Source organism: Streptomyces sp. NPDC029296 (genome assembly GCF_055569255.1).
This window is the reverse complement of record NZ_JBVHXT010000017.1, coordinates 52629-70849: the sequence shown is the minus strand read 5'-3', so window position 1 is coordinate 70849 and position 18221 is coordinate 52629. Positions and strand designations below refer to the sequence as shown.

The 18221-nt window shown below is 73.7% G+C and carries 20 protein-coding genes; 12 read left to right on the top strand and 8 right to left on the bottom strand.

Going from position 1 to position 18221, the window contains the following annotated elements; all coding sequences use genetic code 11:
• Nucleotides 1-68: 68 nt before the first annotated feature.
• From ACZ4W9_RS17005 to ACZ4W9_RS16995, 3 genes are all read right to left on the bottom strand, one after another.
• On the bottom strand, nt 69-494 hold the full coding sequence (locus ACZ4W9_RS17005; protein ID WP_318199673.1) for a VOC family protein: 426 nt from the start codon (nt 492-494) through the stop codon (nt 69-71).
• Nucleotides 495-552: 58 nt separating this feature from the next.
• The gene (locus ACZ4W9_RS17000) at nt 553-945 is read right to left on the bottom strand and encodes an SgcJ/EcaC family oxidoreductase (RefSeq protein WP_467936345.1); all 393 of its coding nucleotides are present in this window, start codon (nt 943-945) and stop codon (nt 553-555) included.
• A 131-nt stretch (nt 946-1076) separates the two neighbouring features.
• Entirely contained in the window at nt 1077-1733 is a 657-nt protein-coding gene (locus ACZ4W9_RS16995; RefSeq protein ID WP_467936343.1) for an NAD(P)-dependent oxidoreductase, read from the bottom strand.
• A gap of 101 nt (nt 1734-1834) precedes the next feature.
• On the opposite strand from ACZ4W9_RS16995, the gene ACZ4W9_RS16990 reads away from it, so the two are divergent.
• A complete protein-coding gene (locus ACZ4W9_RS16990) occupies nt 1835-2224 on the top strand; it encodes a winged helix-turn-helix transcriptional regulator (RefSeq protein WP_467936341.1) in 390 nt (129 codons plus the stop codon).
• A 126-nt stretch (nt 2225-2350) separates the two neighbouring features.
• Entirely contained in the window at nt 2351-2776 is a 426-nt protein-coding gene (locus ACZ4W9_RS16985) for a glutaredoxin domain-containing protein (protein WP_467936339.1), read from the top strand.
• 26 nt (nt 2777-2802) lie between these two features.
• Here ACZ4W9_RS16985 and ACZ4W9_RS16980 read toward each other — a convergent pair whose 3' ends face one another.
• Nucleotides 2803-3357 carry a DoxX family protein gene (locus ACZ4W9_RS16980; protein WP_467936337.1) on the bottom strand — a complete coding sequence of 185 codons (555 nt, stop codon included), beginning with the start codon at nt 3355-3357 and terminating at the stop codon, nt 2803-2805.
• 654 nt (nt 3358-4011) lie between these two features.
• Between ACZ4W9_RS16980 and ACZ4W9_RS16975 the strand changes: the two genes are divergently transcribed.
• From ACZ4W9_RS16975 to ACZ4W9_RS16945, 7 genes are all read left to right on the top strand, one after another.
• On the top strand, nt 4012-5601 hold the full coding sequence (locus tag ACZ4W9_RS16975; RefSeq protein ID WP_467936335.1) for an MFS transporter: 1590 nt from the start codon (nt 4012-4014) through the stop codon (nt 5599-5601).
• 61 nt (nt 5602-5662) lie between these two features.
• Nucleotides 5663-7030 (top strand): hypothetical protein, encoded by a 1368-nt coding sequence (locus ACZ4W9_RS16970; RefSeq protein ID WP_467936333.1) that lies wholly within the window; start codon nt 5663-5665, stop codon nt 7028-7030.
• Between the two features lie 94 nt (nt 7031-7124).
• Complete coding sequence (locus ACZ4W9_RS16965) at nt 7125-8216, top strand: 4Fe-4S binding protein (protein ID WP_467936331.1); 1092 nt, start codon at nt 7125-7127, stop codon at nt 8214-8216.
• Between the two features lie 219 nt (nt 8217-8435).
• Complete coding sequence (locus ACZ4W9_RS16960; RefSeq protein WP_467936329.1) at nt 8436-8813, top strand: hypothetical protein; 378 nt, start codon at nt 8436-8438, stop codon at nt 8811-8813.
• A gap of 31 nt (nt 8814-8844) precedes the next feature.
• On the top strand, nt 8845-9801 hold the full coding sequence (locus ACZ4W9_RS16955; protein ID WP_467936327.1) for a GlxA family transcriptional regulator: 957 nt from the start codon (nt 8845-8847) through the stop codon (nt 9799-9801).
• A gap of 52 nt (nt 9802-9853) precedes the next feature.
• Entirely contained in the window at nt 9854-10762 is a 909-nt protein-coding gene (locus ACZ4W9_RS16950; protein ID WP_467936325.1) for a LysR family transcriptional regulator, read from the top strand.
• Nucleotides 10752-11735: a LysR family transcriptional regulator gene (locus ACZ4W9_RS16945; protein WP_467936323.1), complete on the top strand. Its 984-nt coding sequence runs from the start codon at nt 10752-10754 to the stop codon at nt 11733-11735. Before ACZ4W9_RS16950 ends, ACZ4W9_RS16945 begins: the two co-directional genes overlap by 11 nt.
• A 14-nt stretch (nt 11736-11749) precedes the next feature.
• Here ACZ4W9_RS16945 and ACZ4W9_RS16940 read toward each other — a convergent pair whose 3' ends face one another.
• Nucleotides 11750-12946, bottom strand: a complete 1197-nt coding sequence (locus tag ACZ4W9_RS16940; protein ID WP_467936321.1) for a CaiB/BaiF CoA transferase family protein — start codon at nt 12944-12946, stop codon at nt 11750-11752.
• 110 nt (nt 12947-13056) lie between these two features.
• Nucleotides 13057-14256: an acyl-CoA dehydrogenase family protein gene (locus ACZ4W9_RS16935; RefSeq protein ID WP_467936319.1), complete on the bottom strand. Its 1200-nt coding sequence runs from the start codon at nt 14254-14256 to the stop codon at nt 13057-13059.
• Nucleotides 14257-14529: 273 nt separating this feature from the next.
• Between ACZ4W9_RS16935 and ACZ4W9_RS16930 the strand changes: the two genes are divergently transcribed.
• A complete protein-coding gene (locus ACZ4W9_RS16930) occupies nt 14530-15669 on the top strand; it encodes a hypothetical protein (RefSeq protein WP_467936317.1) in 1140 nt (379 codons plus the stop codon).
• Between the two features lie 135 nt (nt 15670-15804).
• Nucleotides 15805-15987 (top strand): hypothetical protein, encoded by a 183-nt coding sequence (locus tag ACZ4W9_RS16925; RefSeq protein ID WP_467936315.1) that lies wholly within the window; start codon nt 15805-15807, stop codon nt 15985-15987.
• Here ACZ4W9_RS16925 and ACZ4W9_RS16920 read toward each other — a convergent pair.
• The gene (locus ACZ4W9_RS16920) at nt 15977-16201 is read right to left on the bottom strand and encodes a hypothetical protein (RefSeq protein WP_467936313.1); all 225 of its coding nucleotides are present in this window, start codon (nt 16199-16201) and stop codon (nt 15977-15979) included. The genes ACZ4W9_RS16925 and ACZ4W9_RS16920 overlap by 11 nt on opposite strands.
• Before the next feature lie 261 nt (nt 16202-16462).
• Between ACZ4W9_RS16920 and gap the strand changes: the two genes are divergently transcribed.
• Entirely contained in the window at nt 16463-17461 is a 999-nt protein-coding gene (gap, locus tag ACZ4W9_RS16915; protein ID WP_467936311.1) for a type I glyceraldehyde-3-phosphate dehydrogenase, read from the top strand.
• A 73-nt stretch (nt 17462-17534) separates the two neighbouring features.
• Here the strand turns inward: gap and ACZ4W9_RS16910 are convergent.
• A partial coding sequence (locus ACZ4W9_RS16910; RefSeq protein WP_467936309.1) for a tectonin domain-containing protein occupies nt 17535-18221 on the bottom strand: 687 nt, incomplete at its 5' end.

The window sequence follows — 18221 nt, the reverse complement described above, 5'->3', positions numbered from 1 at the left end:
GGGCCGCGGAAGGATCCCGCGCGCCGGGATCCTTCCGCCGGCAGGGCCCGCGCACGCGGCCGGGACGCTCAGTCGAGGCAGAACTCGTTGCCCTCGATGTCCTGCATCACGATGCACGAGTCATTGCCGTCGTACAGGAGTCGCACGCGTACCGCGCCGAGCGGGACCAGCCGCGCGCACTCGGCCTCGAGCGCGGCCAGACGCTCTTCACCCACGAGACCGGTGCCGACGCGCACGCAAAGATGCACCCGATTCTTGACGACCTTCTCCTCGGGTACACGCTGGAAGAACAGTCGCGGGCCCACACCCGAGGGATCGGTGCACGCCCACCAGGAACCCTGATCCTCGGGCGGCCGCGAGCGGTCGTACTCCTCCCAGCTGGCGAACCCCTTCGGGGCCGATACGACATACCCCAACACCTCGCACCAGAAACGAGCGACGCGCTCCGGTTCCGCGCAGTCGAAGGTGACCTGGAACTGCCTGATCGTTGACATCGGCGCACGATAGCAAAGGGGGGCTCCGCCGCTCATCTCCTCTTTCCGGCCCTCCCCCTCAGCCCCGCACCCCGGTGTTCCGGCACGCGTGCAGCAGCCATCTCCCGTCGTTCTGCTTGGTCATGACGTACAGCGGGGTGCCCTCCGAGTCGCCGTCGGCTGCCGAGTGGTAGACCTGGCGTACCTTGACAGCCGCCACGTCGGGGCGCAGGAACCGGGTGTGGACCACCTCGTAGGTGACCTCGCCGTCCCAGCCGGCACGGGGCAGCTCGGCGCGGGTGAACCGGGCGATGGCGTCGAGGCCGAGGAGGACCTCGCCGTGGGCGGTCGTCCAGAAGGCCTCCGGATGGAACAGCGCGAGGAAACCCTCGACGTCCTTGGCACGTTGGGCACGCTCGACGCCGGCCACCACCTGTACGACGGCCTCCGCGTCCGCAGTATCGATGTTCATACGGCCCACCCTGCGACCTCAACTCGGCTTGAGGTCAACCCCGCGGGCCACGACGGCGCCGGCGACGACTGGCTTCGCCCTTCGGCCGGCCGGCGGGACGCCGACGCACGAGGAGCGTGTCGCCGGGACCATCAGCGGCCCGCGCCGGGCCGGCCTGCGGTCTCCTCGAAGCGGCGGACGCCGGCCGTCGCCCGGTGGTGGCGGGGGGCCTCGATCTCGTCGAGCAGGGCGAGCGCGAAGTCCGCGTAACCGATCCGGCTCGCCGGGTCGCCGTGGTCGGCGAGCCGGTACCGGCCGGTGCGCGTGCCGTCGTGGTCGAAGTCGCCCGCGGGCGCCACGTAGGCCCAGTCCAGGTCGCAGGTCCGCAGCGTGTCGAGGCCCGCCGCGTGGCCGAGGCTGAACGGACGGTACTCGCCCGGAAAGCCGGGCTCGTCCATCAACGGGACGCCGGTCGCCCCGGGCAGGACGGAGGCGATGCCGACCACGACCAGCCGGCGCACCCCCGCCCGGGTCAGACCGGCGGCCAGGGCGCGGGCGGAGCCGGTGAAGAAGTCGTGCGGGGGCGCGGACAGGTCCACGGCGGCGCTGACGGCGGCATCGTGCCCGGCCGCCGCCCGCGCGACGTCGGCCGCGTCCGTGACGTCGCCCGCCACCAGCCGCGCGTCGCCGAGGCCGCCGTGGCGCGCGGGGTCGCGCACCACGGCGGTGACCCGGTGGCCGCGCCGACGCGCCTCCGCGACAGCCTGCCGACCGGCCCTGCCACCCGCGCCGAAGACCACGATGTCCATGAGGAACCGCCTCTCACCAGGGCCGGGCCCGTGCGCCCGGCCGGTGCGCCGACGCTAACAACGGCCGTGGTTACCAAGGGGATACCGGCTATCGTGGCACCATGAGGGAACCGTTACCCGCCGACATGTTCGACGAGCTGTGCCCGTCGTCGCTCAGTCCGATCCGGTTCGGTGACAAGTGGGCCGGGCTCGTCATCCGCTGCCTCGAACACGGGCCGCGCCGCTTCTCGGAGTTGCGCGTGCCGCTCCGGCGGGTCACCCCCAAGGTCCTCACCCGGTCCTTGCGTTCGCTGGAGCGGGACGGCTTCGTCACGCGCACCGCGCACGCGAACGGCACCCCGCACGTGGAGTACGACCTGACGCCGCTGGGCCGCAGCCTGCTCGGACCGATAGCGGTCGCCTGTGCCTGGGCCGCGCAGCACTGGGAGGAACTGATCGAGGCCCGCGAGTCGTACGAACGACGCACCGCCCGCCTCGACCACACCGGCTGACCCCTCTCACGGCGGCGCGCAGGGGCACTCGTCGGGGCGGGTCCGATGTCGGCCGGGAGCCCCCGCGCGCCGGGAGCGCCCGCCTGCCGGTCCGCCGAACCCGCCCCACCAGTAGGCTGCCTGGTCATGATGCGCGCCTGGTACCTGCCGCTCCTGTTCCTGGCCTGCGGCGCGGTCGTCGCGGCCGTCCCGGCCACCGGCGGGTCCGTCGGACCGGCCGTCGTGCTGTCACCGGTGTTCACGCTGCTCGCGTGGTCGCACTCCCCGCTGGCGTTCCCGCGCTTGACCGGTGCGGCCAAGGCGCGGGACCTCGGCGCGGCCGACGGCCGGCCGATCGTCTACTGGCGGGCGGGTTGCGTGTACTGCCTGCGGCTGCGGATCCGGCTGGGCCGCGACGCCCGTCGGCTCCACTGGGTCGACATCTGGCGCGATCCGGCCGGCGCGGCGGCGGTGCGGGCGGTCAACGGCGGGGACGAGACCGTGCCGACCGTGGTGGTGGCGGGCCACGCGTACGTCAACCCCGACCCGCGGTGGGTGCGCGCCCGGCTCTGATCAGCGCGCCCCGGCTCCGGTAGCCCTCACAGGATCAGGGTGATCGCGGCGCCGATGCCTCCCAGCAGCAGGGCGATGCCGACCGCGGGCCAGCCGCCTGCGCGCCAGGGGAAGAAGCGGTCCAGGGCCAGGCGGCCCGGGCCGGTCGCGGCCACGGTCAGGGCGACGACGGCGATGGCCACGTTGTACTCGACGCCGCCGTCCGTGTCCCACAGGCCGTGGGCACCGGTCACGGTGACCATCGCGTTGATCATGACGCCGACCAGCGCGCCGGCCGCGAGCGGCGTGAACAGGCCGGCGGCCAGGCCGAGGCCGCCGAGGAACTCGGAGAGGCCGCCGACGAGGGCGTACGGCTTCCCCGGGTGAAAGCCGAGGCCGGCGAATTGCTTGCCGGTGGCCGTCAGCCCCGGGCCGCCGAACAGGCCGAACAGTTTCTGGGCGCCGTGGCCTGCCATGAGCAGCCCGAAGGCCAGCCGGAGGAGGAGAAGTCCCCAGTCGCCGGCGGTAGGACCGGGGGCCGGGGAACGCCGTGCGGGCGGTCCCGTGGCAGCCGACGACTGGCCGGTGTCGCGCTTGGTCATCTGAGTGCTCCGGTACGGACGCACGATAAGGGGTTGTCCGGGTGCCGGCCGGGTCAGGCACCGGCTCACCGGGGGCGGCGCGAGGCCCGCGCTTCGGCCGCGGGGTGGGGGCCGCCCCTACCGATGCTTCCGCAACCCCGGGGACCGCGCACATCGGCCGACGGCCGGGGCGGATCGAAAAGGATCGCCGGTCACCTCTTCCGCCGGTCCGGAGAGCTCGAAAAGGAAACCGGAACCCGGCCGCCATCGGCCGGGGAGACAGTTCCTACGACAATCCGCAAGGCATACGTACCTCACCTCTGTCAGTGATCTTCCCAGCCGTGAGCCCGCGTTCCGGCCTGCAAGGCGTACCTTTTGCCAGGTGACCGCAGTTCTTTTCCCCGGGCGAGGAGCCCACCGCCCCGGTACGGGCGCGGAATTGCCCGGGCGATATCCGGAACTCGTCGTCAAGGCCCGGGACATCCCGGGCCACGCGCTCGACCGACTCCGTTTCGACGATCCCGGCAAGGCGTTTCCCCGGCCTTGCCGGGCGACGTGCCGCACCTCGCCCGCGTGGGTACCGCCGCCCGGCGCCGGGCGCATCCGCTGATCCGGGTCCGCCGGCCCGCATCGGCTCCCCCGACCCCCCGTCCCTCCGCCCGTCTGGACGACGTCATGTCACTGCCGCGTACCGGCCCGCCCGCGCCCGCCGCCCCCTCTCCGCCCGGACCCCGGCGCTGCCGGCCCGGGGCCGTGCTCGTCGTCGAGTCCGTGACCGTCTTCATGGTCATGCTCGACAACCTCGCGATGAACAACGCACTGCCGGACATCGGCAGGGACCTGATGGTGGGGGTCGGCGGCCTGGAGTGGGTCGTGGCCTCGTACACGCTGGTCCTGGCGGCCTTACTGCTGCCGGGCAGCATCGTCGGCGAACGGCTGGGGCGGCGCCGCCTGTTCCTCGCGGGACTGGCCGCGTTCATCCTCGGATCGGCCCTCGGGGCGACGGCGGACAGCTGGGAGATGCTGGTGGCCGGCCGGGTCGTCCAGGGCACGGGAGGCGCGGCCCTGCTGCCGTCCAGCGCGGCCCTGCTGCGGCAGGTCTTCCCCGAGGACGCCACCCGGGCCAGGGCGCTGGGGCTGCGCGGCGCCGCGTCCGGGCTGGGCCTCGCCCTCGGGCCGGTGATCGGCGGTCCGCTCGTGGAGCGGTTCGGCTGGCACAGCGTCCTGTTCATCAACGTGCCGATCGGCGTGGGCCTGCTGGTGTTCGGTGCGCTCTTCCTGCCGTACGCGCCCGCATGCCGCGGCCGTTCCTGGGACCTGCCCGGACAGGCGCTGGCGGTCACCGGTGTCGGCGGGCTGATCTTCGCGCTCATCCAGGGCCCCTCCGAGGGCTGGACCGACCCCGCCGTGCTGGCCGGGTTCACCGCGGCCGGGCTCGCGCTGCCCGCCCTGATGGCCGTGGAGACGCGGGCCGCCGAGCCGATGCTCGATCTGTCCTTCTTCCGCGACCGGCCCTGCGCGGTGGCCGCGCTGGCCGGTTTCTCGACGAGCCTGGCCCTGTTCGGTGCGATCTTCTTCCTGTCGCTGTACCTGCAGTACGTCCTCGGCTGGTCGCCGGCCGGCGCCGGCCTCGTCTTCCTGCTGGCGTCCGCGTTCATCGTGGTCACGGGGCCCCTGGCGGGCCGGATGTCCGCGCGCTGGGGTGCCTTCCGGCCGCTGCTGGCCGGGGTCACGCTGTGCCCGGTCGCCCTCGCGGGGCTCGCCCTGTACGGGGACCACGCGCGCTACGCCGAGTACTGCTGGGTCCTGCCGGTCATCGGGGTGTGTGTGGGCCTGACCTTCGTCCCCGTCAACGTCCTCGTCGTGGAGCGGGTGCGCGGGCCCAGGGCCGGCATGGCCACGGCGATCGCCGAGACCTTGCGCGAACTCGGCGGTGTGACCGGTGTGGCGGCGCTCGGGGCCGTGCTCAACTCCCGGATGAGCGACTCGTTCCTGCGCCGGGCGGAGACCGTCCTGCCGGCGGACCAGGCGGAGGCTCTGGCCGACCGCGCCCTGGCCCGCGGGCCGGCGGCGGCGCTGGCGGGCCCCGGCGCCGGCGAGGTGCGCCGCTGGTTCCACGCCGCGTTCCTCGACGGTCTGCACGCGGCGCTGTACGTGGGGGCCGTGGGCACGGCCGCGGTGGCGGTGTGCACGTACCTGATGCTCCGCACCTCCACGGCGGCCGCGGCGGACAAGCCGAGCGTACTGGTGCGGCCGACCGCGTAGCACCGCGCGGGCGCGGAGCCGAGCGGGCGCGCAGGATGGAGGGCGGAGGGAGGCGTGCCTGGTGTGCGGCCCGAGTGCGACCCTGGACGACCTGTGGGACCGGCTGCCCCGCGACGCCCGCGCGGAGCTGCTGCGCCGCAGCGCCGGGGCCCGCGGCCGGTGGGTCCTCGACGCGCTGCCGGGCCGCTGGGAGGCGCTGCGCCCACTGGTCTTCTCCGCGCCGGACTACCAGCGGTTCGGCAAGCTGGCGGCGGGCGTGCTCCGGTGCGCGCTCCTCGCCTGCCGGCGCCGGGCCGCGACCGCCGGCGAGCTGTACCGGGCGCTGGACGACCACCGCGAGCCCCGGCTGCTGGACCCGGCGCAGCGGCTGTCCGACCCCGCGCTGCTGCGCCTGGCCCGTCCCGACGCGCTGCTGGCCGGGGGCAGGCCGTGGTTCGTCGAGCTGAACGCCGGCCCCAACATCTACGGCGTCCCCGGGCTGGACCGGCGCAGCGCGGCGTTCGCCCGCGACTGGCCGGACGGCACGCTGGTGGCGCCGCCGTCGACCCTGCGCGCCCGGGCGGCGGCCCTGGCCGGGGCCGTGCCGGAGCCGGCCGGCGGACGTGCCCGGGTGCTGGTGCCGACCTGGCGGGCGGCCTCGGGGATCGCGGCGAAGCTGGACGGCGTCCGCGCGCTGCGCCGTTATCTGCGCCCGGCCGCGCAGGCCGCCCGGGAGGCGGGACTGGAGGTGACGGTCGCGGATCTGTCCGAGGTGCGCGGTGGCGCCGACGGGCTGTGGGTGGGCGAGGACCGCGTCGATGTGGTGTTCAACCAGTTCCTCGGGTCCGTGGTGACGGACCCGGCGGCGCTCGGCGTGCTGCGCGAGGCGGTCCTCGCCGGCGGCGTGCGGCTGTTCGTCCCGGAGGCGTCGTGCCTGCTCGGCGCCAAGCGGGTGCTGGCCTGGATGCACGAGGACCTGGACCGGTACGCGCCCGCGGACCGGGAGCTGATCGAGGGGCACGTGCCGTGGACGGCGTGGCTGGGGCCCCGCCAGTCCGCCGCACGACGCCGGTGCCTCCTGGCCCGCGCCGTGCGGGAGCGGACCGGCCTCGTCGCCAAACCCTCGTGCGGCCACGGGGGCACGGGGTTCGTCTCCGGTGCCGAGGTCACCGAGCGGGAGTGGCTCGGCCTGCTGGAACGGCGGTCGCGCGAGGAGACGCTCGTGCTGCAGCACCGGCTCGTGCCCGACACCGTCCGGATGCGGTTCCGGAGCCTCGACGGCGTGTGCGGCACGGCCCGGGTGCCGTTCGTTCTCTCGCCGTTCCTGCTGAACGGCCGCCCCGCTGGCGCCTACGTCCGCCACGCGAGTCCCGACTCGCCCGCCGGGGCGCCGGTGAACACGGCGGCGGGAGCGGTCTCCAACACGGTGCTGCTGCTCCCGGCCGGGTGACGCCCGCCCACCGGCCGGTCACCGCGATCTTGCCCATCGGTCCGTCTCCCGGCATAGTGAGTTTGAAAATCCAACTCTCAGGGAGGGTGCCGGGATGCGCGAACCACGGGTCACGGAGGAAGCCGGGCGGCCGAAGCTGCCCGCGAAGCTCGCCGGCCATCCGTCCGTCCGGGCCGTCCTCGCGCGCCGGGACGCCGGCGCGGCGGACGGGCCGCCGCCGGTGATCGACGCGGAGTGGCTGCGCGAGCTGTGTCTCGCCGCCGGGGCCGACGACGCGGCGGCGGTGAGTCTCGGCCATCCCGATCTCGCCGGGGAGCGCGAGCACGCGCTGACCGCCCTGCCGGGCACGCGCACCCTCGTCTCGCTCGTGGTCCGGATGAACCGCGACAACTACCGCTCGCCGGCCCGCAGCGTGGCGAACCAGGAGTTCCACCAGGCCGACGAGCAGATCAACCACGCCGCCCGGGCGGTCACCCGGGCCCTGCAGGACGCCGGTCACCGCGCGCTGAACCCGTCGGCCGGCTTCCCGCAGGAGATGGAGCGCTTCCCCGGCCGGATCTGGGTGGTGGCGCACAAGACGGTCGCCGTGGCGGCGGGCCTCGGCGTGATGGGGCTGCACCGCAACGTCATCCACCCGAGGTTCGGCACCTTCGTGCTGCTGGCCACCGTACTGGTGGACGCGGAGGTGAGCGCGTACGGGCGGCCGCTGGATGACAACCCGTGCATCGACTGCAAGCTGTGCGTCGCCGCCTGCCCGGTCGGCGCCCTCACCAAGGACGGCGACTTCGACTTCCTCGCCTGCGTCACGCACAACTACCGGGAGTTCATGAGCGGATTCACCGACTGGGCGCAGACGGTGGCCGACAGCACGGACGCCGCCGACTTCCGCTCCCGCGTCACCGATCCCGAGAACGCGTCGATGTGGCAGAGCCTGGCGTTCAAGCCGAACTACAAGTCCGGGTACTGCGTGGCCGTCTGCCCCGCCGGGGAGGACGTCCTCGGCCCCTACCTCGACGACCGCAAGGGGTTCATGGACACGGTCCTGCGCCCGCTCCAGGACAAGACCGAGACGCTGTACGTCCTCCCGGGCTCCGCGGCGCAGCGGTACGCGGAGCGGCGCTTCCCGCACAAGCCCACGAAGGAGGTGACGGGCGGCTGGCGGCGGCCCCGGCCGGAGGACGCCTGAGCCGGCGGAGGTGGTGTCAGGACCACCTCCGGTACGGGTCCCGGCCGCATTCCTCGCGACCGGCCGGGCTCGTAGCGTCCCCCGGCATGACGCTCTCCTCGGGATCCCTGTCCCGCGTCCGCCGGCGGCGCGGCCTGTTCGTCTTCCTCGGTGCCGCCTACCTCGGCATGTGGGCGGCCGTGTCACCGCTCCTGCTCAGCGGGTCCGGCGGGGACGGCGATGATGGGCGGCCAGTACCCGGGACGCCCCTGGTACGTGTCGGTGCCCGCCGTGCTGGTGGGCTGCGTGCTCGTCCTGCCGGTGTTCACCTGGCTGCGGCTGCGGTCCGGGTCGGTCGTGCCCGCCGTCATCGGCCACGCGTTCGTGCGTTCGGCGAGTGTCGACATGGCCGGGGAGTTCGCCGACCCCACGGCGGCACTCGATCCGCTGCACATGGGCATGGCCGGCCGGCCCGGCTGGGTCGTCACCGGCACGTTCGCCGCCTTCCTGGCGCTGACCGGCCGGCTCCGGCCGTCCTTCCACGCTCGCGCCCGCGTCGGCCCGCCCCCCGCCGGCGGCCGGGATCCCGCCCCCGCGCGGACCACCGGGCGCCACTGAGCCGGGGGCACGGGACTCGTACCCTGTACCCGTGCCGTCCTCCCGTCCGCGCCGCGTCACCGTCCTCGTGCTCGAGGGGGCCAAGCCGCTCGACGTCGGCATTCCCGCCCAGGTGTTCACGACCCGGGCGAGCATGCCGTACGAGGTGCGGGTGTGCGGCGCGGCGCCCGGCCTGGTGACCGGCGGCGACGGGCTGTCGTACCACGTCGCCGACGGCCTCGACGCGCTTCGGTGGGCCGACATCGTCTTCATCCCCGGCTACCGGTTCCCGGACCGCGAGGACCCGCCCGCCGCCGTGGTCGACGCGCTGCTCGCCGCCCACGCCCGGGGCGCGCGGCTCGCCGCCATCTCGACGGGCGCCTTCGCGCTCGCCGCCACGGGCCTGCTCGACGGCAGGCGGGCCACGACCCACTGGCACTACACGCGGGCGCTCAGGGCGAGGCATCCGCTGGTCCGGGTCGACGAGAACGTGCTCTTCGTCGACGAGGGCAGCGTGCTGACGTCGGCCGGCGCCGCCTCGGGCATCGACCTGTGCCTGCACATCCTGCGGGGGGACCTCGGGGTGGCCGCGTCGAACCACGCGGCCCGGCGCCTGGTCGCGGCCCCCTACCGCAGCGGCGGCCAGGCGCAGTACGTGCCGCGCAGCCTGCCCGAGCCGCTCGGCGAGCGGTTCGCCGCCACCCGCGAGTGGGCGCTGCACCGGCTCGGCGAACCCCTCACCCTCAGGGCGCTGGCCCGGCACGCGGCGGTCTCGCCGCGCACGTTCTCCCGGCGCTTCGTCGAGGACACGGGGTACACGCCGATGCAGTGGGTGATGCGCGCCCGCATCGACCTGGCCCGCGAGCTGCTGGAGCGTACGGAACGGAGCATCGAGCAGATCGCCGCCGACGTCGGCCTCGGCACCGGCACCAATCTCCGGACCCACTTCCAGCACATCCTCGGCACCACCCCGAGCGAATACCGGCGCACGTTCTTCCGGCAGGACTAGGCATCCGGCGGCGGGCGGACGGGCCGGGTGGCCGCGCGGGTACGGTGCGAGCGTGAACGGTCAGCAGGTGGAGTACTTTCTCGCGGTCGCCGAGCACGGGAGCCTCGGTCACGCGGCGGTGGCGTGCGGGGTGAGTCAGCCGTCGCTGTCGCAGGCCCTGGGGTCGCTGGAGAAGGAGCTGGGCGCGGCCCTGGTGCGCCGGGTGCGGCGGGGGGCCGTCCTCACGCCCGCCGGGCGGGCGTTCGTGCCCCATGCGCGGCTGCTGCTGCGGGAGCTGCGCCGCACGGGCGATGTGATCGGCCGGCTGGACGGCGGACCGGCCGGGGAGCTGGACCTGGTCACGACACCGGTGCTGGCGGTCGATCCGTGTGCCCTCCTCCTCGGGCGGTTCCGCGGTCTGCATCCCGAGGTGCGGGTGCGGGTCCGGGTCACCGACCGCGACGCGGAGGTGCGCGAGATGCTGGCCGACGGCCGGGCCGAGGTGGGGGTGACCTATCTGCCCCTGGACGCGGACGGCATCGTGGTGCGCGCCTGGGCGGAGCACGAGATCATGGCCGTGTTCCCGCCCGGCGAGCCGCCGCTGCCCGACCCGTTGCCGGTCCGGTTGCTGGCCGGCCGGGAGACGGTGGGCGTCACCGGGCACAGTCGGCAGCGGGAACTGGTGGGCGATCACCTGGCGGCCCACGGGGTGCGTCCGCGGATCACCGTGGAGGTGGCGCACCGGGAGATGGTGATTCCCCTGGTACTGGCCGGGGCGGGCATGTCCTTCCTCGCCGGACGGGTGGCGCGCTGGGCCGCCGGGCAGGGGGCGCGGGTCCGCCGGCTCGATCCGCCGCTGCGCCAGCCGTACGGGCTGGCGTATGTGCCGGGCCGGCTGTCGCCGGCCGCCCGGGCGCTGGCCGGCCTGGCTCCGGCGCCGGAGTGGCAAGGGCGCGTGGGCGGTGGGTCCTTTGCCGGGTGAACCGCGGTGGGGGTCGCCGTTCACCGGGCTGCGGCAGGCCGAGTACTTCCTGGCGGTGGTCGACAGCGGTGGCATCACCGCGGCGGCGCGGCGGCTGCGCGTGGCCCAGCCGTCCCTGTCGCAGACCGTGCGCGCGATCGAACGGCAGGCGGGCACCGTGCTGTTCGAGCGGACCCCGCGCGGAGTCGTGCCCACCGCGGCGGGCCGGGCCCTGGTGGAACCGGCGCGGCGGCTGCTGGCGGCCCGCCGGGCGGCCGTCCGGGCGGTCGCGGACGTGGCGTCGCTGCGCGCCGGACGGCTGGAACTGGTGGCGCACGCCTCGGTGACGGCCGACCCGCTGGCCCGGGCGGTGGGCGCGTTCCGCCGGGCCCATCCGGGGGTGGGCGTCCTGGTCGAGGACGCGCCCGGCGACGACGAGCTGGTGTACGCGCTCACCGACGGGCGCCGTGAACTGGCGGTGGTCTCGCTGCCCTTGCCCCCGGCGCCCGCCCTGGTGACGGAGGAGCTGGGCCACCACGACATCTGGCTGGCCATGGCCCCGGGCACCGCCGTCGCCCCGGGACCGGTGTCGCCGGCCGAGGTGGCCACGATGCCTCTGGTGGCGGTGTTGCACGGCGGCTCCGCCCGGCACGCGATCCGCCGGGCCCTGGCCGGCGCCGGACACGACGAGGACGGCCGGGAGCCGGCGGCGGAGGGGGCCCGGGCCGGTGTGGTGACCCCGCACCTGGGTTCGGTGATCCCGCTGGTGCTGACCGGCGCGGGCGCGGCGCTGGTGGACCGCTGGTACGCCGAGCGCATCGCGGAACAGGGCGGGGTCGTACGCCCCCTCGGCCCGGCCGTGCGTGCCCCGTTCGGCGTGGCCCGCCGCCGCGAGCCCCTCTCCCCGGCCTGCCAGGTATTCCTGGACATCCTGCGGGAGACGTGCGCCGCGCGGTCCGCCGACGGGCCGGACCGCGGAGTGCCCAGGGCGTGAGGGGGTCCTGTCCGTCACCGCTCCGCGCCGGTCACCGCGGCCACCTGCTCGGGGGTGTAGCCGATCTCGGCCAGGACGGACGCGGTGTCCTCGCCGAGTTCCGGGCAGGGACGCCGTACCCCGGAGGGCGAGTCGGAGTAGCGGACGGGGTCGCCGATCACCCGGTAGGCGCCGACGTGCGGATGCCGCTGCACGTCGAGCATGTGCCCGGAGGCCCAGTAGGGGTGCTCCCCGGCGTGGTCGAGGTTCATGACCGGGGCGAACGGGATGGAGTGCGCGGAGCAGAACGCCTCCCACTCCTCGGTGGTGTGCCCGTCGGTGTAGTGGGCGAGCAGCTCGTACAGCTCCCCGATCTTCGACTGGAAGTTCTCGGGGGTGAAGCCCTCCAGTGCCTCGGGGTGCCCGACGAACGTGAAGAAGGCCTCGGCGTCCCGGTAGTTGTAGGGCAGGACGCAGGCGTAGCCGTCCTTGGTCGGGAACGCCGCGTGCCCCGGTTCCAGGGAGCGCGGGAAGCCCACGGGACCGGCCGGGGGCTCGTACGCCTGGCCGCCGATGTGCTCGACGAGGGTGAAGGCGAACATCGTGTCCGCCATGGGCACCTCGACGTGCTGCCCCTTGCCGGTGCATTCCCGGCCCAGCAGGGCGGCGAGCACGGCGTAGGCGATGGTCATGCCGCAGACCTTGTCGGCCATGGCCGTGGGGACGTAGTAGGGCCGGCCGGTGACCCGCCGCATCAGGTCGACCATGCCGGAGGCCGCCTGGACGACCTCGTCGTAGGCGGCGTAGTCGGCGGCCGGCGAGTCGGAGCGGAAGCCCTGGGCGTTGCAGTAGACCAGGCGCGGGTTGCTCTCGGCGAGGTCGTCGTAGGTGAGGCCCAGCTTGCGCAGGGCCCGCGGGCGCATGTTGGTGACCAGCGCGTCGGCCGTGCCGATGAGCGCGAGCGCCGCCCGCTTGCCCTCGGGGGTCTTCAGGTCCAGGCGGACGCTGCGCTTGTTGCGGTTGAGGTTGAGCGCCAGCGCCCCGATGGTGTCGGCGTCCCGCCGGTGCACATGGCGCATCACGTCGCCGACGGGTGATTCGATCTTGATGACGTCGGCGCCGAGGTCGCCGAGGATCTGGCAGGCGTAAGGCCCCATGATGACGCTGGCCAGGTCGATGACGCGCAGGCCGTCGAGGGGCCGGGTGCCGGACGCCGGGGTGGAGTGGCTCATGGACGTCTCATCCCCTTGCGGAATGTCTCATCCCTGTGCGGAATGCGGAGGTGTGCGGTACGGGGTCCGGGGCGGTCCCCGGGCGCGGGGGCGGCGCGGGAGCCGGGGGCTCAGACGAAGGCGCTGATGCCGGTGGCCGCCCGGCCGACGATCAGGGAGTTCATGTCGCGGGTGCCCTCGTAGGAGTAGAGGGCCTCGGCGTCGGCGAAGAAGCGGGCCGCCTTGTACTCCAGCAGGATGCCGTTGCCGCCGAAGACCTCGCGGGCCCAGGCGACGGTCTCGCGCATCCGGGTGGTGCAGAACATCTTGGCCATGGCCGCCTGGGCCTCGCTCAGCGCGTCCTCGGCGTGCAGCTGGGCCATCCTCACCGCCATCGCCTGGGAGGCGGTGATGTTGCCGAGCATGCGGGACAGCAGGTCCTGGATCAGCTGGAAGCCGGCGATCGGCTTGCCGAACTGCTCGCGCTCCACCGCGTAGGCGCGGGCCGCCTCGAAGGCGCCGATCGAGCAGCCGATGGCCTGCCAGGCGACACCGCCGCGGGTGACCTTCAGCACGCGCGCGGTGTCGCGGAAGGATTCGGCCCGCTGGAGGCGGTTCTCCTCCGGGACACGGACGTCGTCCAGGACGATGTGGGCGTTCTGCACGCCGCGCAGGGCGATCTTGCCCTCCAGCTTGCGGGCGGTGAAACCGGGGGTGCCCTTCTCCACCACGAAGCCCTTGACCTGCCCGTCCGCCTCGTCGCGCGCCCAGATCACCACCAGGTCGGCGAAGGTGCCGTTGCCGATCCACCTCTTCTCGCCGTTGAGCACCCAGTCGTCGCCGTCCCGGCGGGCCGTGGTCAGCAGTCCGCGGGCCGTGCCCGAACCCACCAGCGGCTCGGTCAGGCCGAACGCGCCGATCTTGCGCCACTCGACCATCTGCGGCAGCCACCGCTGCCGCTGCTCGTCGGAGCCGCACTCGCGGATGGAGCCCATGCCCAGCCCGCTGTGCACCCCGTAGAAGGTGGCGAAGGAGGGGTCGACACGCGCCATCTCCATGCTGATGAGGCCGCTCAGCAGGGGGCTGCGGGCGGTGATGCCGGGAGCGTCGCCGGGGATGCCGGTGATGCCCAGGTCGCGGACCGCGTCCACCAGGTGCAGGGGGGACTCGGCGCGGGCCCACAGCTCGCCCGCGGACGGTTCCACCTTGTCGGCGAGGAAGGAGCGGATGCGCTCCAGTGTCCGCCGTTCCCCGGGGTCGAGCAGGTCCTTGATCCGGAAGAAGTCGCCCTCGACGGCGAACGGGTCCATCTTCTTGTGCTGCGCGGCCATGATCGCCCTTCCGTGACGGTGAAACGTGCGGGGCACCGGTCCCGGGTTCCCCGGACACCGGGCAGATGAGTCCTCACCGGCCATATCGGACCGGGGCGGTGTGCGCACCGCTCGGGGACTTCTCTTCCAGTGCACGCCCGGCGGCCGCATAGGTCAAAGACGAAATGATGACCACCGCGCAAGGGTCTTCCTATGGGACCGCGCACCGAGCGCCTGCGGCCATATCACAGCAGAATGGGACGAAATGTCCGGCGAACCAGCGGAGGCTCGGTGATGCGCGACAGCGCCGAGGGCGGCGAGGAGCCGATCGAGGAGCAGCCCGGGCTGCACGAGGAGGACGAGGGCACTCCCGAGGAAGAGCTCTACGAGCAGACGGCCGGTTCCGACGACGAGGTCTACGACGACACGGACGGCCCGTACGAGGAGATCGACGACACCGCGGCCGGCCCGGACGGTGAGCCCGTCGGCCGGAGGAGCGCGACCGACGCGGAACCCGACGTGTTCCTCGATGTCCCGCTGCTCAAGGTCGACCAGATCGACCTGGACGTCGAGGACCTGCGGGCACACGTCTCGCTCCAGGCCGAGGTGCTGGACCTGCTGAAGCTGAACGTGGGCGCCGACGTCGCACTGGGCCGGGTGCACCTGGGCATCTCGGGGGTGGAGGCGCGGGCCCGGCTGGAGGTGCGGCTCGACAACGTGGCGCTGATCATCAACCGGGTGCTCACCACGCTCGACCGCAATCCGCAGATCCTGGAGGACCTGACCCGTGGCGTGGGGGCCGCCGTACAGGACGTCGGGGTCGGCGCGCGGCAGGCCGTCGGCGAGCTGGGTACGGGCGCGAGCAGGGCCGTCGGCGACATCGGCAGCGGAGCCGGTGCCGCCGTGCGGGACGTGGGCGCGGGCGCGGGCCGGGGGGTCGAACGCGTGGGCCGCGGGGCCGAGCGTGCGGTGGAGGGCGTGGGACGGGGCGCCGGTGCGGCGGTGGAGGGCGTGGGCCGAGGTGCCGGTGCGGCGGTGGAAGGCGTGGGCCGGGGCGCCGGTGCGGCGGTGGAAGGCGTGGGCCGCGTGGCGGGGGACGCCGTGGAGGGGGCCGCGACCGGGGTGGGCGGAGTCGTCCAGGACGTACCGGCTGCCGGTGACGTGCCGGAGGTCGCCGGCGTACCGGAAGTCGCCGACGCACCGGCTGTCGCCGCCCCCGACATCGCCGACGTACCGGACCGGGCGGGTGGCGCCGTTCGACGGGCCCCGGCGCCCGGGCGGACCCGTCCACGGCGGCCCGACGACGAACACGGCGACGACCCGGCCGTCCGGAGCCGCCGGGCCACCCGCGCGCGTCGGGTCCGCGACGCGGAGGGGAAGTCGGCGCCTCGGCCCGATCGCCGCGCCGCCGGGGAGCGGGACCAGCCACCCTGAACGGCCGGCGGAAGGGGGCCGGAAGCCGGGCAGCCCGTGTGGGACATCGCGTTCCGGGCGACCGTCCGCGCCGGTCACCTCCGCTTCGAGGAGGAGCCGCGAACGTCCGTCCGCTTTCCCGGCCTTGGGAAGCGGATGTCGGCGTCCCGCAGCGAGCGGACGAACCTCCCCGGAAAGGTCGTCGCCGGCCAGGACTACCGCGACGCCCTGGTCGACTACCGCCTGGCGACCCGGCTCACCCGGTTACCGGAGGAGGGACGGGACGACGACGAGGGCGGCACGGACGCGGGAACGGGCGGCCGGTCCGTCACGTCTTGACCCGGTACAACTCGATGTTCCGGTTGGCGAAGAGGTGCACGTACCCACAGGTCCAGCAGATCAGCCCCGTCGCCGTCTCGTCGGCCCAGGCCAGTTTCGCGAACTCCAAGCCGGTGCTGTTGAGTTTCACGCCGCGTTCCCGGAAGACATCGCCCCGGCAGATCTGACAGGTGATCCACGTGTCGCCCAGCAAGGCGCGCACCGCCTTCGCCATAGCCGCCCCCATGTGCTCTCGCGCCCTGGTCAGGGCGCGGTACGACGTCATCCGCGCCGTACGTGATCGTCCGGCGTCCGGGTGAACGACACCACACCTGCGGTCGCAATTGGCGGCAATTGAGCGAGATCTGAGCAAGTGTGCCCGCCTCAGCCACCTCCCGGTGGCTTGGCGCGATCCTTGCGAACCATGGCGTTCACGCCGTGGTCATGGCTGGTCCGGGCGGACCACGATGGGGGTGAACGGAAGGAGAGCGCACTCATGACCCGCATAGCCATCAACGGATTCGGCCGCATCGGACGCAACGTGCTGCGCGCGCTGCTCGAACGCGACAGCGCCCTGGAGGTCGTGGCCGTCAACGACCTCACGGAGCCCGCCGCCCTGGCGCGGCTGCTCGCCTACGACACGACGGCCGGCCGGCTGGGCCGCCCGGTGAGCGCCGACGGGGACACCCTCGTCGTCGACGGCCGGCGCATCAAGGTGCTGGCCGAGCGGGAGCCGGCGCGGCTGCCGTGGGCCGAACTCGAAGTCGACATCGTGCTGGAGTCGACCGGCCGTTTCACCTCGGCGAAGGCGGCCCGCGCACACCTGGACGCGGGCGCGAAGAAGGTGCTCGTCAGCGCTCCGTCGGACGGTGCCGACGTCACGCTCGCGTACGGGGTCAACACCGGGGAGTACGACGCGGCCCTGCACACGATCGTGTCGAACGCCTCGTGCACCACGAACGCGCTGGCGCCGCTGGCCTCCGTACTGGACGAACTCGCCGGTATCGAGCACGGTTTCATGACGACGGTGCACGCCTACACCCAGGAGCAGAACCTCCAGGACGGTCCGCACCGCGACGCCCGCCGTGCCCGTGCCGCCGCCGTGAACATCGTGCCGACCACGACGGGCGCCGCCAAGGCGATCGGCTTGGTGCTGCCGAACCTGGACGGCAAGCTCTCGGGTGACTCGATCCGCGTGCCGGTTCCGGTGGGCTCGATCGTGGAACTCAACACCACCGTCAGCCGGGAGGTGTCGCGGGACGAGGTGCTGGCGGCCTACCGTGCCGCCGCCGAGGGGCCGCTCGCCGGTGTCCTCGAATACTCGGAGGACCCGCTCGTGTCGTCCGACATCACCGGCAACCCGGCCTCGTCCATCTTCGACTCGGCCCTCACCCGCGTCGACGGCCGCCATGTCAAGGTGGTCGCCTGGTACGACAACGAGTGGGGCTTCTCGAACCGCGTGCTCGACACGCTCGACCTGCTCGCCGCGGGCTGACCTCGCCACGAGGGCCGTACGGCCGCGGTGCCCCGGACTCGACGGCTGATGTCCGGGGCGCCGCCGTACCCGGTCAGCCGGGCAGGTCACCGGTGTAACGGTAGATGTTCCCGGCGGAGTTGACCCCCCACACGGTCCCGTCCGTGCCCGCGCCGATGTCGGAGAGGCCCCCGGGAATCTGCACCCATGGGCTCGCGTCGTTGTTGGTGTAGTGGTAGATGTTCCCGGCGGAGTTCACGCCCCAGACCGTGGTGCGGGAGCCCGAGGCGATCGCCTTCAGTCCGCCGCTGATCTGCTTCCAGTGGCCGGACTCCTGGTCACCGGTGTACCGGTAGATGTTCCCGGCGGAGTTCACACCCCACGCCGCGCCGTCCGCACCCGCCCCGATGTCCGACAGCCCACCAGGGATCTGCACCCACGGACTCGCGTCGTCGCCCGTGTAGCGGTAGATGTTCCCCGCCGAGTTCACACCCCACACGTTCGTGCGCGACCCCACCGCGATCCGCACCAACGCACCGGAGATCTGCTTCCAGTGGCCGGACTCCTGGTCACCGGTGTACCGGTAGATGTTCCCGGCGGAGTTCACACCCCACACCGCGCCGTCCGCACCCGCCCCGATGTCCGACAGCCCACCAGGGATCTGCACCCACGGACTCGCGTCATTGCCCGTGTAGCGGTAGATGTTCCCCGCCGAGTTCACACCCCACACGTTCGTGCGCGACCCCACCGCGATCCGCACCAACGCACCGGAGATCTGCTT